The 15,097-nt window shown below is 35.9% G+C and carries 12 protein-coding genes and 1 pseudogene; 12 read left to right on the forward strand and 1 reads right to left on the reverse strand.

Annotated elements, in window-relative coordinates:
• Nucleotides 1-1,114: pseudogene (locus CRV04_RS00005) on the reverse strand (hypothetical protein); the annotation flags it as partial.
• A gap of 162 nt (nt 1,115-1,276) precedes the next feature.
• On the opposite strand from CRV04_RS00005, the gene glmS reads away from it, so the two are divergent.
• The 12 genes from glmS (at nt 1,277) to CRV04_RS00065 (ending at nt 15,093) form a co-directional block, all read left to right on the forward strand.
• Nucleotides 1,277-3,085 carry a glutamine--fructose-6-phosphate transaminase (isomerizing) gene (gene glmS / locus CRV04_RS00010; RefSeq protein WP_128994578.1) on the forward strand — a complete coding sequence of 603 codons (1,809 nt, stop codon included), beginning with the start codon at nt 1,277-1,279 and terminating at the stop codon, nt 3,083-3,085.
• A 108-nt stretch (nt 3,086-3,193) separates the two neighbouring features.
• Entirely contained in the window at nt 3,194-4,405 is a 1,212-nt protein-coding gene (gene metK, locus CRV04_RS00015) for a methionine adenosyltransferase (RefSeq protein ID WP_228126414.1), read from the forward strand.
• Between the two features lie 18 nt (nt 4,406-4,423).
• On the forward strand, nt 4,424-5,287 hold the full coding sequence (gene accD / locus CRV04_RS00020; RefSeq protein ID WP_128994580.1) for an acetyl-CoA carboxylase, carboxyltransferase subunit beta: 864 nt from the start codon (nt 4,424-4,426) through the stop codon (nt 5,285-5,287).
• Between the two features lie 43 nt (nt 5,288-5,330).
• Nucleotides 5,331-5,894 carry a thiamine phosphate synthase gene (locus CRV04_RS00025; RefSeq protein WP_336470497.1) on the forward strand — a complete coding sequence of 188 codons (564 nt, stop codon included), beginning with the start codon at nt 5,331-5,333 and terminating at the stop codon, nt 5,892-5,894.
• Entirely contained in the window at nt 5,891-6,349 is a 459-nt protein-coding gene (locus tag CRV04_RS00030; protein ID WP_128994582.1) for a 23S rRNA (pseudouridine(1915)-N(3))-methyltransferase RlmH, read from the forward strand. The genes CRV04_RS00025 and CRV04_RS00030 overlap by 4 nt, the downstream gene beginning before the upstream one ends.
• A gap of 53 nt (nt 6,350-6,402) precedes the next feature.
• Entirely contained in the window at nt 6,403-6,756 is a 354-nt protein-coding gene (dksA, locus tag CRV04_RS00035; protein WP_128994583.1) for an RNA polymerase-binding protein DksA, read from the forward strand.
• Nucleotides 6,757-6,775: 19 nt separating this feature from the next.
• Nucleotides 6,776-7,789, forward strand: coding sequence for a hypothetical protein (locus CRV04_RS00040; protein WP_128994584.1), 1,014 nt, complete (start codon nt 6,776-6,778; stop codon nt 7,787-7,789).
• Between the two features lies 1 nt (nt 7,790).
• Nucleotides 7,791-8,726: a tRNA dihydrouridine synthase gene (locus CRV04_RS00045; protein ID WP_128994585.1), complete on the forward strand. Its 936-nt coding sequence runs from the start codon at nt 7,791-7,793 to the stop codon at nt 8,724-8,726.
• 55 nt (nt 8,727-8,781) lie between these two features.
• Nucleotides 8,782-9,591, forward strand: a complete 810-nt coding sequence (locus CRV04_RS00050) for a 50S ribosomal protein L11 methyltransferase (protein ID WP_128994586.1) — start codon at nt 8,782-8,784, stop codon at nt 9,589-9,591.
• Between the two features lie 20 nt (nt 9,592-9,611).
• Complete coding sequence (gene ftsH / locus CRV04_RS00055; protein ID WP_128994587.1) at nt 9,612-11,702, forward strand: ATP-dependent zinc metalloprotease FtsH; 2,091 nt, start codon at nt 9,612-9,614, stop codon at nt 11,700-11,702.
• A gap of 262 nt (nt 11,703-11,964) precedes the next feature.
• Nucleotides 11,965-13,518 (forward strand): 2-isopropylmalate synthase, encoded by a 1,554-nt coding sequence (locus tag CRV04_RS00060; RefSeq protein WP_128994588.1) that lies wholly within the window; start codon nt 11,965-11,967, stop codon nt 13,516-13,518.
• Nucleotides 13,519-13,533: 15 nt separating this feature from the next.
• Nucleotides 13,534-15,093, forward strand: a complete 1,560-nt coding sequence (locus tag CRV04_RS00065; RefSeq protein ID WP_128994589.1) for an NAD-binding protein — start codon at nt 13,534-13,536, stop codon at nt 15,091-15,093.
• Nucleotides 15,094-15,097 lie beyond the last annotated feature (4 nt).

Here is a 15,097-nt window from a genome sequence, read left to right on the forward strand (position 1 = left end):
CTTGTTTGGTTAATTGCACATCTAAATGTCCTTTTATGGCTTGTTCTACCACACTCAATGCTTCACTTACGGCTTCATTATCTTTAAGTAGTCCTGCTTGAATCTTTTTAATATTATCATTGACCACTGTGGACATCGCACCAAACTCATCTTTACTGTTTATTTCAATAAGGTGCGCCTCTCTCTCCTCTTTATTTAAGTATCTAAAGAAACTCAATAACCCGGTTTGAAACTGTGATAAAGAGTTATTGATGTTTTTTGAAAGAACCAACACCAATGCAACAATGATGAATATGATGATAATAGATACAACGATATTGATGATTTCAGTTATTCTAATAGACTCTTTTGTGTGCACATCAATCTCCTTGATGAGTTTGATAATATTCTCTTCTGTTTGATGTACGGTTGCTCGCATCTCTTTTCGAATACCTTCATCACTTGATAAACCTAAAATAGTTTCCTCTTCTACTAATGCTAAAAAATGATTTCGGTAGTTTCTAAGATCTCCAAGTAATTCTTCAGAAATATTGGATTGTAGAAGTGCATCAATTTTCTTTTTAAAAATCTCTACATACTTTAAATCACTTCGAAGCATGAAATCTTTTTCTTGTTTTCTTAAGTCATAAACTTGTGATAACAACTTAAAGTCTTTTGTTTGTGTTGCTGTTTCTTGAACGTGATGAACACTCTCTCTTAAGCTTCCATACAGACCATCTTTGGAATTCAGACCAATTTTTTGCTGTGTTTGTACCAACTTTGAAAATATCTGTTGATAGGACGTTGTGATGGTTTGAAAATTCTTTAACTCTGTGATTTCTAATGCTTGGTTGGCAAAGAAGAGTTCAAGTGTTTGAACCTCCTCTTGCATTTTTTTGAAAACAGTGTTGAACTGTTCAAAATATTTTAAATCTTTTCGTAAAAGAAAATCTTTTTCATGTTTTCTCAATTCTAATATTGAGAGTTCCAGTTTTTCTATACTCACTTTGACATCACTGAGATTGACCAATGTAATAATGGTTCTTTCATTTAAGAAAATAAGTGCCACTAAACCAATAACAGTCATAGCAGTGAGTAAAAGAAGTTTTGATTTTATTTTTAAGTTATTTAACATGATTCACTCCATAAATTAGTTTCATTTAATACTTGTCACATTGTATACTGCCCATATGATATTTGCATGATATTTTGAAATGAGTTCAGAAGATTTTATAAAAGCCGAGTTTTAGTAAAATTTGAATAAAATGCAAGGCTATAATATATTTGAAGGTAAGCTATGTGTGGTATTGTTGGTTATATTGGTAAGCAAAAAACAGTCAATATTTTATTAGATGGATTAAAGGAGCTTGAGTACAGAGGGTACGACTCTGCTGGAGTTGCTTTACTGAATCAAAATAAAATTTCTGTGTATAAAGCTTTGGGGAAACTTAATAACTTAGAAGAGAAAATCAATACCAGCAACGACAATGAAAGTTATGACTTAGGTATTGGTCATACACGATGGGCCACACACGGTAAACCTACAGAACTAAACGCGCATCCACATTTAGGAGAGTACTCTTATGTGGTGCATAATGGAATCATTGAAAATTATAAAGAGCTTAAAGATGAGCTTATATCTCATGGACACAAATTTGTTTCTCAAACAGACACGGAAGTGATTGTGCATCTTTTTGAGTATTATCAAAACAGTTTGAACTCGTGTCAAGAAGCGTTTGAAAAAACTGTAGAACGACTTGAAGGGGCATACTCTATTTTACTCATTTCAAAAGCGTGCCCTGAGAACATCTTCTTCTTTAAACATGGAAGCCCTTTGATTGTGGCACATGGCATGAATGAAGGGGAAGTACTGTTCGCTTCTTCAGATGCACCTTTAATAGGGCTGTGTAAAGATGTGGTTTATTTAGAAGATGAGTGTGGTGGTGTGGCTTCAAAAGAGGGTATTGTCTTTTTTGATGAGAGCCAAGTGCAATGGGGAAGTTTGCCCAGTTCTAAGCAATTTGCTCAAAAAGAGGGTTATCGTTTCTTTATGGAAAAAGAGATTTATGAGCAAAGCAATGTGGTCAGTGATACGATGTTGGGACGACTTCAAGACCAAAGTATCACGTTTGATGAGTTTGATGCAAGTCTTATTCAAGGCATTAATGAAATCAAAATATGTGCATGCGGTACCTCGTATCATGCAGGAATCACAGCATCTTATCTTTTTGAGCGATTAGCAAAAGTGAAATGTTCGGTTGAGATTGCAAGTGAATTTCGATATAAAGAGCCACTTTTAACCAAAGACACACTTTTTATTGTGATTTCTCAAAGTGGTGAGACCGCGGATACATTAGAAGCTTTGAAAATGGCCAAAAAAAATGGTCTCAAATCAATTGTGGTATGTAATGTAGATAACTCCTCCATGACCCGAGTGGCGGACCACTCTGTTTTAACGCGTGCAGGAATTGAAAAAGGGGTGGCAAGTACCAAAGCCTTTTCAACGCAAGTTGTGGTACTTTGGATGATGGCCTTATATTTTGCACAACAAAAAAAGGTTCTTAGCCAAGAGGCAATGCATACAGAACTGCACGCTTTAAGAGAAGTTCCCTCTTCTTTATTGGTATTAGATAAAGTTCATGAAAAAACGCGACGTCTCTCAAAGCGTTATTTACATGGCCATGGTTTTTTCTTTATAGGACGTGATGTCTTTTTCCCATTGGCACTGGAAGGTGCTCTTAAATTAAAAGAAATTTCATATTTACACGCAGAAGGATATCCTGCAGGTGAGATGAAACACGGGCCAATTGCATTGGCAGATCCAGAACTTTTTACAATTGCTTTAATGCCTCAACACTTGCTTTATGATAAAATAAAGAGTAATGTCGAGGAGTTAAGTGCACGTGATAGTACGATTTGTGCTATTTCGCCATTGAGTTTTGATTTGGCTGATGATTTTATACAAACCAATGTAAAAGATCACTACATGTTAGAGTTCTTTGAGATGTTGGTGGTGTTACAGTTACTCTCTATGGAGATTTCTGTACGATTAGGAAATGATGTGGATATGCCAAGAAACTTGGCGAAGTCCGTTACTGTTGAATAGAGTATTCAACAAACAATTATTGTAATTTATTATTTTTTTTTAACAACACAGACGTAATGAATAAAAATAATGGAAAACAAAAATGGAAAACCTACGAGGAAAACAAAAATGGAAAACAAAAAAGAGTATTTATTTACTTCAGAAGTAGTAAGCCCTGGACACCCTGATAAGTGTGCAGATATTATCGCAGACAGTATCGTTGATCGACTGATCATGGAAGACAAAAATTCGCGTGTCGCATCAGAGGTTTTTGTAGCAGGGAAACATGTTGTAATTGGTGGAGAAGTAAAATCCAATGCAAACTTAAGCAATGAAGAGTATGAAAAAATTGTAAAAGAGGCATTGGCTAAAATAGGGTATGATGGAAAGGGAGCTTTTACAAAAGAGCAGTGCTTACACCCAGATGAAGTAGATGTACAAGTATTATTAAACCAACAAAGCCCGGATATCAACCAAGGGGTTGATCAAACGGATGGTGAGATTGGTGCGGGTGACCAAGGAATTATGTTTGGATATGCATCAAGTGAAACAGCAGACTTTATGCCTGCAGCAATTACTTATGCACGAATGCTGTGTGATAAAGTCTATCACTATGCACTCAATCATAATCAAAAATTAGGTGTGGATATCAAAACTCAAGTTACATTGGATTATGGAACAAAAGAGAATTTTGAAAATTGTAAACCACAAAAAATCCATACGATTGTTGTCAGTGCTCCAAGTACTGAGAGCATGGATATTAAAGAAGTAAGAGCGTTGATTCAAGGTTTGATTGATGATACAGGTCTTCCAACTGAGTTGTATGATCCAAAAACAACCATCATTCATATTAATCCAACAGGACGATATGTGAGCCACTCTTCACTGCATGACAGTGGATTAACGGGGCGAAAATTGATTGTTGATTCATTTGGTGGCTATGCACCTATTGGAGGTGGAGCTCAAAGTTCAAAAGATTATACAAAAGTAGACAGAAGTGGATTGTATGCAGGACGATGGATTGCAAAACATATCGTTGCAGCAGGACTTGCAAAAAAATGTATCGTACAACTCTCATATGCCATTGGAGTTGCCAAACCAACGTCAGTGTCAGTCGATACGTGTGGAACATACACGACGGTTAATGATAATGATTTATCTACATTTGTAAGTAAAACATTCAGTTTAACACCACGATGGATTACTCAGAAATTTAACTTAGATAAACCAAGTAAAGATACATTTTTGTATGCAGATGTCGCTTCACGAGGTCAAGTAGGGCAAAGTGATTATCCATGGGAACAACTTGACGAATTAGAGAAGTTTGAAGCATTAAAATAAGAATAGAAGGATTGAAGTATGGATTTAAAGAATCTGTTTAAAAAAATTAACTTTGACAGAAAAACACAACCAACCAAAAAAGATGCACCAAGTCACTGGGTAAAATGTCCAGAGTGTAATGCATTGATGTTTTTCAAAGAGGTTGAAAACCAAAATAATATTTGTCCAAAGTGTAACTTTCACATGAGAATTGGAGCACAACGACGAATAGAAATTTTATGTGATGAAGGAAGTTTTGTTGAACATGATGCAACTTTAAAACCGACGGATCCTTTGAAATTTGTGGACAAAAAATCGTATAAAAAGAGATTGGATGAAGCGTTAAACAAAACCAATCGAACCTCTTCCGTTGTAAGCGGTGAGTGTACTATTAATGGCATTGCTGCTCAAATGGCTATTTTTGACTTCTCCTTTATGGGAGGAAGTTTGGGTTCCGTTGAGGGTGAGAAAATCGTACGTGCAGTCAATCGTGCGATTGAGAAACGACAAGGGCTTATTATTATCTCTGCTTCAGGGGGTGCTCGAATGCAAGAGAGTACGTTTGCTTTAATGCAAATGGCAAAAACCTCTGCAGCACTTAAAAAACTTGATGCTGAAAAATTGCCATATATCTCAGTCTTAACAGACCCAACAATGGGTGGGGTTTCTGCTTCATTTGCTCTTTTAGGCGATATTATCATGGCTGAACCAGGTGCATTGGTTGGATTTGCTGGTCAGCGTGTTATTAAACAAACCATTGGAGCAGACCTTCCAGAAGGTTTCCAAAGAGCAGAGTTCTTACTTGAACATGGTTCAATTGACATGGTTGTAAACCGACGAGACATGAAACAGACAATTTCAGATTTACTGACACTTTTTTCAAACGAGAACAGAGCCAGCTAAAATGCTTCGAAACTATTTTAAATCTTTGCCTCAAGCCTCAAGCTTGAGTGCAAATATTTACGCTTTGTGTGATTTTGATATGTTAAATAAACATGACATCACACTGGAACAGTATGTACAAACATGCAAAGTAAACGAAGTAAAGTTGGTTCAATACCGAGATAAAACCAACTCCATTGAGATTCAAAAACTGCACTTAAACTATCTCACTTCACATTTAGATGTTCCGATTATTATTAATGACAAGCTTGAACTTGTCGAATATGCACATGGATTACATCTGGGGCAAGAAGATTTAGAACGTTTTTTCGCAGACAAATCCAAAGCTGTGATGATTTTGAGAAAAAAACTCAAAGATAAGCTCTTCGGTATATCTACTCACAATGAATTAGAGATATTACGAGCCAATGAGTGGGATTTAGACTACATTGGATTAGGAGCATACAGAAATACTTCCACAAAAGATGTCAGCACGGTATTAGGAGATAAATTGCCTTACTTAGCCAAAGTATCCAAGCATCCTGTATGTGCCATTGGTGGCGTTAAAAAAGAGGATGTTTTAGCCAATGTATCTATGAACGTGATTGGTTCAGGTTTGCTTGTATGACAAAAATCAATATTTATGCGATTGTAAAACCAAGCAATGATGCATTTGACACAGTGATAAAAGAGTTTATAAAAATGTCATCAAAGTATGCTAAAGTAGAGTATCATTGTTTGTTTAACAAAAAAATTGCTAAAGCTCAAACCATTGGTGAAAAAGAGGCACAAGACTCTTACAGTGAAGCATTTGAACCATTGATGAATGGCTTTAATATTGCTTTGGATGTTTTGGGTAAAAAAACAGACAGTTTTGCATTTGCCAAACTTTTGCAAAAAGATGCCAATATTAATTTTTTTATTGGCGGTGCATTTGGATTTCAAAGAGATTTTTTAAAAAAATTTGATGCGATTATCAGTTTGAGTGACTTGACCATGGCACATAAAATTGCAGCTGTAGTACTGCATGAGCAGGTCTTTCGATGTCTTTGTATAATTAATAATCATCCATATCATAAATAATTTATATAAATTTCTGTATAATCTTGGACAAATTTTGAAAAAGAGGTTCTATTTTGGCAAATAAAAAGCAGATTGAAGAGTTAAAAGAGACTCTGTTAAAACGAAAAGAATTAATTACTAAAAACATTCAAGAGAGTCGAAACAGCATTGACGGTTTAAAAAACTCTGAGTGTAATGATGATGTTGATTATGCAGAAATCAGCAGTGACAGTTTTAAAGAAGGAATCATCGCCAATCAACAAGTCAAAGAGCTTGCTGAGATTGATGATGCGTTAAAGCGAATTGACAATGGTACATACGGGATTTGTGAAATGTGCGATGAAGCGATTGCATTGGGACGATTACGAGCAAAACCATTTGCAAAATTTTGTACTCCTTGTAGAGAGATTTATGAGGTTGAACAGTAAACCACACTAAGGAATAAATATGGGACTAAAGAAATATATTGTTGCGTCGATTATTTTTATAGCAGTTATTGCTGGATATGTGTTCAGTATAGCTCAGACACAATATGAGATAAAACTGTTTGAAAGCACTTTTTCACTGCCAGTAGCTGTATGGGTAAGTATCCCACTTGTTGTACTGTTTATTGCATCCGTACTGCATATGATTTTTTATGGTTTAAAGAACTACATCTCTGATATGAGTGTGAATAAAGATGAAGAGAATATTTTAAAATCATTAAAAAACAGCTTGGTTCAAAAAGACGAAACAATCAAGTTTAAGAATCCTATATTAAAAGACATGCATGAACTTTTAAGCAGTGCAACCGTGAACTTAAAAAAAGATTCATTGAGCACGAATAACAAAGAACTCAATGAATTGGCTCAACAACTCATTGATATTAAAAATGGGAAGTATGTTAATTTAAGTGTGAAACTTCCATCAAACAATACATGGATGATTAAAAATACGATTAACAAAATTAACGAACAAGTTGAGTTTGCATTGGATGTATTAAAGCGACCAAACAACTACTCACAAGAAGAGGTTGAAGCAGCGTTTACGAAAGTGATTGATGAAAAATCAATGACGTCTGTGAAAAAAGTATTGCCTAACATTAAATTAACTAAAGCAATGCTTCAAGAACTTTTTAAAAGAGACAGTGTTCAAGAAGAGTTCTCTTTAAGCAAAGAAGAATTGCTTAAACAAATTAAGAGCGTTGAGTTTGATAAAAACGAATATCTTGATATTGCAAAACTTTATAAAAGCAGTTTAACTCCAGATGAAATCATTGAGATTTTTGAAGTGCTTTCAAACGAAAAAGAGGAAGCATTGAGTGCATACGTTTATGTGCTGTTTGAGTTTGAGATGATTGATAAAATCAGAGACATTTTTGCAAGCACTGCAGATGATGAACTCACGGCATTTAAAGCACTTTTAGATTTAAAAGATGCAGGGAAAAACTACACCCTCGACGCGATTTGCTACTATAACTAATATGAATAAACTTGATTTTAGCCAACCCCTTATGGTGTTGGCTCCTCTTGCTGGATATACTGATTTACCTTTTCGTTCGGTTGTTAAAAAATTTGGTGCAGATTTGACCATCTCTGAGATGATTTCATCCAATGCTTTGGTCTATAACTCTTCAAAAACGTACAAAATGCTTGAAAAAAGTGAAAATGAAGACCCTTACTTTGTACAAATTGCAGGTAATAAACCAGAGCTTGTTCGTGATGCGGTTGAAATACTCAATGACATTGAAGGCATTGATGGCATTGATTTAAACTGTGGTTGTCCTGCACCAAAAGTGTTTAATCACGGAAGTGGTTCAAATCTTTTGGGGGATTTAAAAAAACTGGAAACGATTTTAAGTACCGTTAAACAATATAACAAAAAAGCCTATACCTCTGCCAAAGTAAGAATTGGAGTGAATGAAAAAATCCCTGTAGAGATTGCAAAAGCAGTGGAAGCGTGTGGGGTTGACTTTATCTCAGTACATGGACGAACCCGAGCTGGGCAATACAAAGCACCTGTGGATTATGATGCCATAAAAATGATAAAAGAATCAGTGCGTATTCCTGTGATTGCCAATGGGGATATCAAAGATTATAAAAAATCTCAAGAGGTGTTAAATTACACCAAAGCAGATGGTGTGATGATTGGTCGAGGAGCCATTGGAAAACCGTGGATTTTTCACCAAATAAAACATGGGCTTGATGATGATGCCATTTCTAATGAACTAAAAAAAGAGATCATCTTAGAACACTACGATGCCACGCTTAAATTTCATGGAGAACATGGTGCAATCATGTTTCGAAAACTGTTGCACTCATACTCAAAAGGGTACACAGGAGCAACAGAGTTTAGAGATATTATTAACCGAATATCAGACATTCAAGTCATGCGTGACATGATAGAGAGCTTTTTTTAAACTTCTTTCAACTTACTATTGGATACAATATTTGACTTTTAAATAAAGGAAAATGTTGCAAGATTACTATTATGAATTAAAAGTCAAACCAGCACAACAGTATGAGCTTTTTTTAGACCTATTAACTTCATTAACCAATGAAGCCATTGAAGAAGATAATGGGGTTTTGATTTCACGAAGTGAAGAGGATTTAAGCGATGTGGAGTTTGGACTACAAGCCTTTGCACAAAAACTCAGTATTGAGTGTGAAACATCAATAACACAACAAAAAAATGAAGATTGGATTAATAAATATAAAAACTCGATTCAACCTGTCGAAGTAGGGCAGTTCTATGTCTATCCTACATGGGAAGAACCAAAAGAGAATAAAATTAATATCATCATCAATCCTGCGCTTTCATTTGGTTCAGGACATCATGAAACAACGAGCAGTTGCTTGCAAGCCATTGGTGAGAACGTTCAATCCCAGCAATCCCTATTAGACGTTGGGTGTGGAAGTGGTATTTTATCCATTGCTGCACAAAAGTTAGGTGCAGTAGTTGATATTTGTGATACCGATGAAGATGCGGTTGACTCAGCTAAAGAGAACTTTGAGTTAAACAGCGCTGTATTCAACGAGGCGTGGACAGGAAGTGTAACGCACGCTAAACAAACGTATGATGTGGTTGTAGCTAATATTGTTGCCGATGTTTTGGTGCTGATTGCGAGTGATTTAAAAAAAAGTGTGAAAGAAGATGGTATACTTATCCTTTCAGGAATTTTAGAACAGCATGAACACAAAGTGCAAAAGAAATTTTCTGATTTAAAAGAGATTGACCGAATCGCTAAAAATGAGTGGGTCACTCTGATTTATAAAAAAGCTTAAAATTTAAGGAGTTTATTAAAATGGCTAAAAAGAAAAACAGCAGTCAAAACAATAACAACAATGGAAATAATAATAATTTTTTTAACAACAACCCACTGTTGGTTTTTGTACTGTTTTCAATAGTTACAATTTTTGTATTTAAAACGCTTTTTCCACAAGAACAGAACATGGGTGCATCCAATGGTCAGATTCAATCTTATGGGAAAACCATCAATAAATCTATTCCGTATTCAGAACTGAAAAAACTGATTACTTCGGGTAGTATTGAGTATGTGGGGATTGGGAATACAACCATTAAAGCAATTTCAAAACAAGGGAACAATGGTGTTACTGCTTACAATGCACGACGTGTGGTGCCAGATGATACATTGATCCCAGAGTTAGAGAAAAATAGTATTGCGTATGGTGGTGTGAGTGAAGAGAATTTTTTAGCAGATATGCTTTTTGGTTGGATTTTACCTATTTTTATCTTCTTTGCAATTTGGATGTTCCTTGCTCGAAGAATGCAAAAGAGCATGGGTGGTGGAGGCGGAGGCCTTCTTGGAATTGGCAGTTCTAAAAAGATGATCAATTCTGAAAAACCAAAAGTGAAATTTGAAGATATGGCAGGAAACAAAGAGGCCAAAGAGGAAGTTCAAGAGGTCGTTGAATTCTTAAGTGCACCTGAGCGATACATCAAACTGGGAGCTCAAATTCCTAAAGGGGTTCTTTTAGTGGGACCTCCGGGTACGGGTAAAACACTTTTAGCAAAAGCCGTTGCGGGTGAAGCAGACGTTGAATTTTTAAGTGTTTCTGGTTCAGCCTTTATTGAGATGTTCGTAGGTGTGGGTGCAAGTAGGGTACGAGATTTGTTTGAACAAGCAAAAAAAGTGGCACCAGCCATTATTTTTATTGATGAGATTGATGCCATTGGTAAAAGCAGGGCTTCAGGTGGTCCAATGGGTGGTAATGATGAGAGAGAGCAAACATTGAATCAATTGCTTGCAGAAATGGATGGTTTCTCAACAGAACATGCCCCCGTTATTGTGCTTGCTGCAACCAACCGACCAGAAGTTCTTGACCCAGCACTTCTTAGACCGGGACGGTTTGACCGACAAGTATTGGTGGATAAACCAGACTATGAAGGAAGGATTGAAATTTTAAAAGTGCATATTAAAGGGGTGACTTTAGCCAAAGATGTGGATCTTGAAGAGGTAGCACGAATGACAGCAGGACTTGCAGGAGCAGATTTAGCTAATATCATCAATGAGGCTGCACTTTTAGCAGGTCGAGCAAATAAAGATGAAGTCGCCAAAGAGGATTTTAAAGAAGCCGTTGAACGACAAATTGCAGGTTTAGAGAAAAAATCTCGACGAATCTCTCCAAAAGAGAGAAAGATTGTAGCGTATCATGAGAGTGGTCATGCACTTATTGCTGAGATTACGCGTGGAGCTAAAAAAGTAAATAAAGTCTCTATTGTTCCAAGAGGTCTTGCCGCACTGGGGTATACGCTTAATACCCCTGAAGAGAATAAATATTTGATGCAAAAACATGAGCTTATTGCAGAAGTAGATACTCTTTTAGGTGGACGAGCAGCTGAAGAGGTTTTCATTGGTGAAATTTCTACGGGTGCAGGAAATGACTTAGAAAGAGCCACAGATATCATTAAATCAATGGCATCAGTCTATGGTATGAGTGATGTGGCAGGTTTGATGGTACTCGAGAAACGAAGTAATCAGTTTTTAGGTGGACAAACACAAAAAGACTTCTCTGATGAGATGGCTAAGAATTTAGATGAACACATCAAAACAGTCTTAAATGACCGATACAACCATGTATTGCAAGCATTAAAAGATAATAAAGATGCAATTGAACAAATGACCAAAGAGTTATTGGACATTGAAGTTCTTGACGGTAAACGTGTTCAAGAGATCATTCGAGAGAATGGTGGAGAGGTTTTTGAAGAAGAGGATTTACACTCTGAAGCCGTTGAACCAGAAGAAGAAACAACTTCTGATGAAACTTCAGATTCACAAGAACCAACTGAAAAAAACAGTGATACACAAGAGTCTTCTGAAACAACACCAGATGAAGCGCCAACTGAAGAAAATCCTTCTAAAGAGGATAAATAAGAGTAAAAAGGTCAACTTTGACCTTTTTTACTTGACAAAAGTTATAATATAAATTATAATTATCTCACTAATATATAAGGAGAGTACCATGAAAATATTTGATTTTCAAAAATGCAATTTTATTAAAAGCGTAAATACTCTTCTGCTGCTCAAAATTTCCCTCTAATTTTATACAAAATTAATACAGACACAATCACAAACTTAGGTTTTATTTTTTTATTAAAAAATAGATATAATATATGTAATTTATAAAGGCATTACAATGGATAGAAATAAAATTATTGTATTTGATACAACATTAAGAGATGGAGAGCAAAGTCCAGGTTGCTCAATGAACACAGAAGAGAAGATTAAAGTTGCTTTACAGTTAGAAAAATTAGGTGTTGATGTTATTGAAGCAGGTTTTGCAGCTGCGAGTCCAGGTGATTTTGATGCAGTAAGCAGAATTGCACAAACAGTTACAAATTCAAGCATCTGTTCTTTAAGTAGAGCCATTGAAAACGACATCAAACAAGCAGGTTTAGCAGTTGGGTATGCACCAAAACACAGAATTCATACGTTTATTGCAACTTCCCCTATTCACATGAAGTACAAATTAAAAATGAGTGAAGATGAAGTGATTAAAAGAGCAGTACATGCTGTTGAGTATGCACGAACATTTGTGGATGACGTTGAGTTCTCATTAGAAGATGCAGGACGAAGTGAAATTCCTTTCATGAAAGAGGTAATGGATGCGGTGATTGCTGCAGGTGCATCAACCATTAACTTGCCAGACACTGTGGGATACCGATTGCCAACAGAGTTAGGTGCCATGGTAAAAGAGTTGAGTGATTTTGCAGGTGATCGAGCGATTATCTCTGTACATAACCACAACGACTTAGGATTGGCAACGGCCAACACTTTAGCTGCGGTGATGAATGGTGCACGACAAATTGAAGTCACCATTAATGGATTAGGTGAACGAGCAGGAAACTCTGCATTAGAAGAAGCAGTGATGGCGATTAAAACACGAAAAGATGCCTTTGGTGATTTATACACAACCATTAACACGCCTGAAATCTATGCGACATCACGATTGGTTGCAACCATCACAGGTGTTGAACCACAACAAAACAAGTCAATTGTAGGTAAAAATGCATTTGCTCACGAAAGTGGAATTCACCAAGATGGTGTTTTAAAACATCAAGAGACATATGAGATTATGAAACCTGAAGATGTGGGTGTATATAAAGAGAGTACATTAATCTTAGGTAAACACTCAGGTAGAGCTGCATTCAGAGATAAAATCACGCAATTAGGGTTTGATAAAGTTACTGATGAAGAGTTAAATGCAGCGTTTGAGCGATTTAAGTTATTAGCCGATAAGAAAAAAGATGTAACAGATGATGATGTAAGAATGTTAATCACCGATGAAGCATTGAATTCAATTAAAACCTTTGAATTGGTTGGATTACAGATCTCTGATTGCTCAAATGGTGTACCTACTGCAGCAGTCTCTATCAAACATAAAGATGAAGTGATGACCGATGCAAATATTGGTAATGGAACCATGGATGCTATTTTCAAAGCCATTGACCGATTAACAGGGTATAACGGAGAGTTAAAAGATTATAAAGTAACTTCAGTAACTGAAGGAAAAGATGCATTAGCAAAAGTAACTACTCGGGTTGTTTTTGATGACAATTCACCTTCATTTGTGGGGCATGGTTTAAGTATTGACACCATGTTAGCAACAGCAAAAGCATATTTAGGTGCATTAAACTCGTATCTTTCACAAAAAGAGCGACTTGCCAAAAAAACAGAACACCAAGTGTAAGTACAAGGGGATCCCTTGTACGGTTTTATGAAGCAAAAATTTATTCACTTTCTTTATTATTTAGATGCTTCAAAACAATATCTGACCGTAAAAGAATTTATAAAAAACATCCTTGAAAATGTTCACTACCCTTATAAAAAATATTTTGATATCTTTATGATATTTTTGGTTTTAAGTACCATTGGAATTTTGATTTACGAAGTCAATCACCCCAAACTTTTGATTTTAAACTCATGGGAATATTTTGCAGTGATAGTTTTTATCATTGAGTGGTTAAGCCGTGTTTGGGTTTACAGTGATGTTCGTAAAACAGTCATTGCAGAGTATGAAGAGTCACTGTTTTTAGCCAAAGAGTACTCGCTGAGTACCTCTTTGAAAAAAGTTTTTAAACAGAAGGTTGATTTTATACTTTCCCCTATGTCCATTATTGACTTATTGGCTATTTTACCATACTATCGACCTTTAAGAGTACTTCGTATTTTTCTTCTGTTTCGTCTGTTTAAAATCCTTCGATACACCAACTCGTTAAAAGAGTTCTTACAGATTTTTGCAGAAAGAAAGTTTGAGCTTTATACCCTTGCCATGCTCAGTGGAATGGTCATCTTTTTTGGTTCAACCATCATGTTTGTCTATGAAGGCCCCGTAGGTGTTAATGAAAAAGTAAACACCTATTTTGATGCAGTGTATTGGGCACTGATTACTATTTCAACGGTGGGGTACGGAGATATTGTACCTCTCACACCCGAAGGGAAGTTTGTAACACTGATTTTGATTATCAATGGTTTTTTGGTCATTGCAGTAAGCACCTCGATTGTTACAACCGGATTGGCTGAACGAATGGAGAGCATCAAACACAGCCGTGTTGAAAATGAGGTGAAGAAACTGGATGATTATATCATTGTTTGTGGCTTCAATGTCATGGCGAACAATTTAATAGAAGAGTTTAAGAAAATTCATCAAAAGTGTTTGGTCATAGACCTTTCAGAGCGAAAGATAAAAAAAGCCAAAGAAAAAGAGATATTAGCCCTAAAAGGGGATGCCACCAATATGGATTTTTTAGAGAGCATTTTATTGAAAAAAAGTGCCAAAACGATTATTGCTCTGACCAGTGATGACGCCACCAACTTTTCAATTGTTTTGGGTTCACGAACACTCAACAGTGAGATTAAAATTGTCTCTTTGGTCAACAATGAAGAGGTAGAGAATAAACTCAAACTCGCTGGAGCAGATTTTATCATCAATCCCAATCAAATCAATGCATTTGTTGCCAGTGAATATATTGGTCAACCAGTTGCTTTTGAAGCCATTGATGGAATTTTGCTCAATGAAGATGTCTCCGCTGAAGTCGATGAGATGGAAATAATCAGTGGCATGAATGTCATTGGTAAAAAGATACATGACATTGAATTTGAAGAGTATAATTTAACGCTGGTTGCAATTATCAGCAGTGCAAATAATAATGAGTTTCTTTTTAATCCAACAACAACCTCTTATGTAGTGCAAGAAAAAGATATCTTTGTGATGATTGGGTATCGACAATCTTTGACACAACTCAAAAAAGACTTTTTAAGTTAGGTAC

The sequence above is a fragment of the Candidatus Marinarcus aquaticus genome (assembly GCF_004116335.1).
Taxonomy (GTDB): Bacteria; Campylobacterota; Campylobacteria; order Campylobacterales; family Arcobacteraceae; genus Marinarcus; species Marinarcus aquaticus.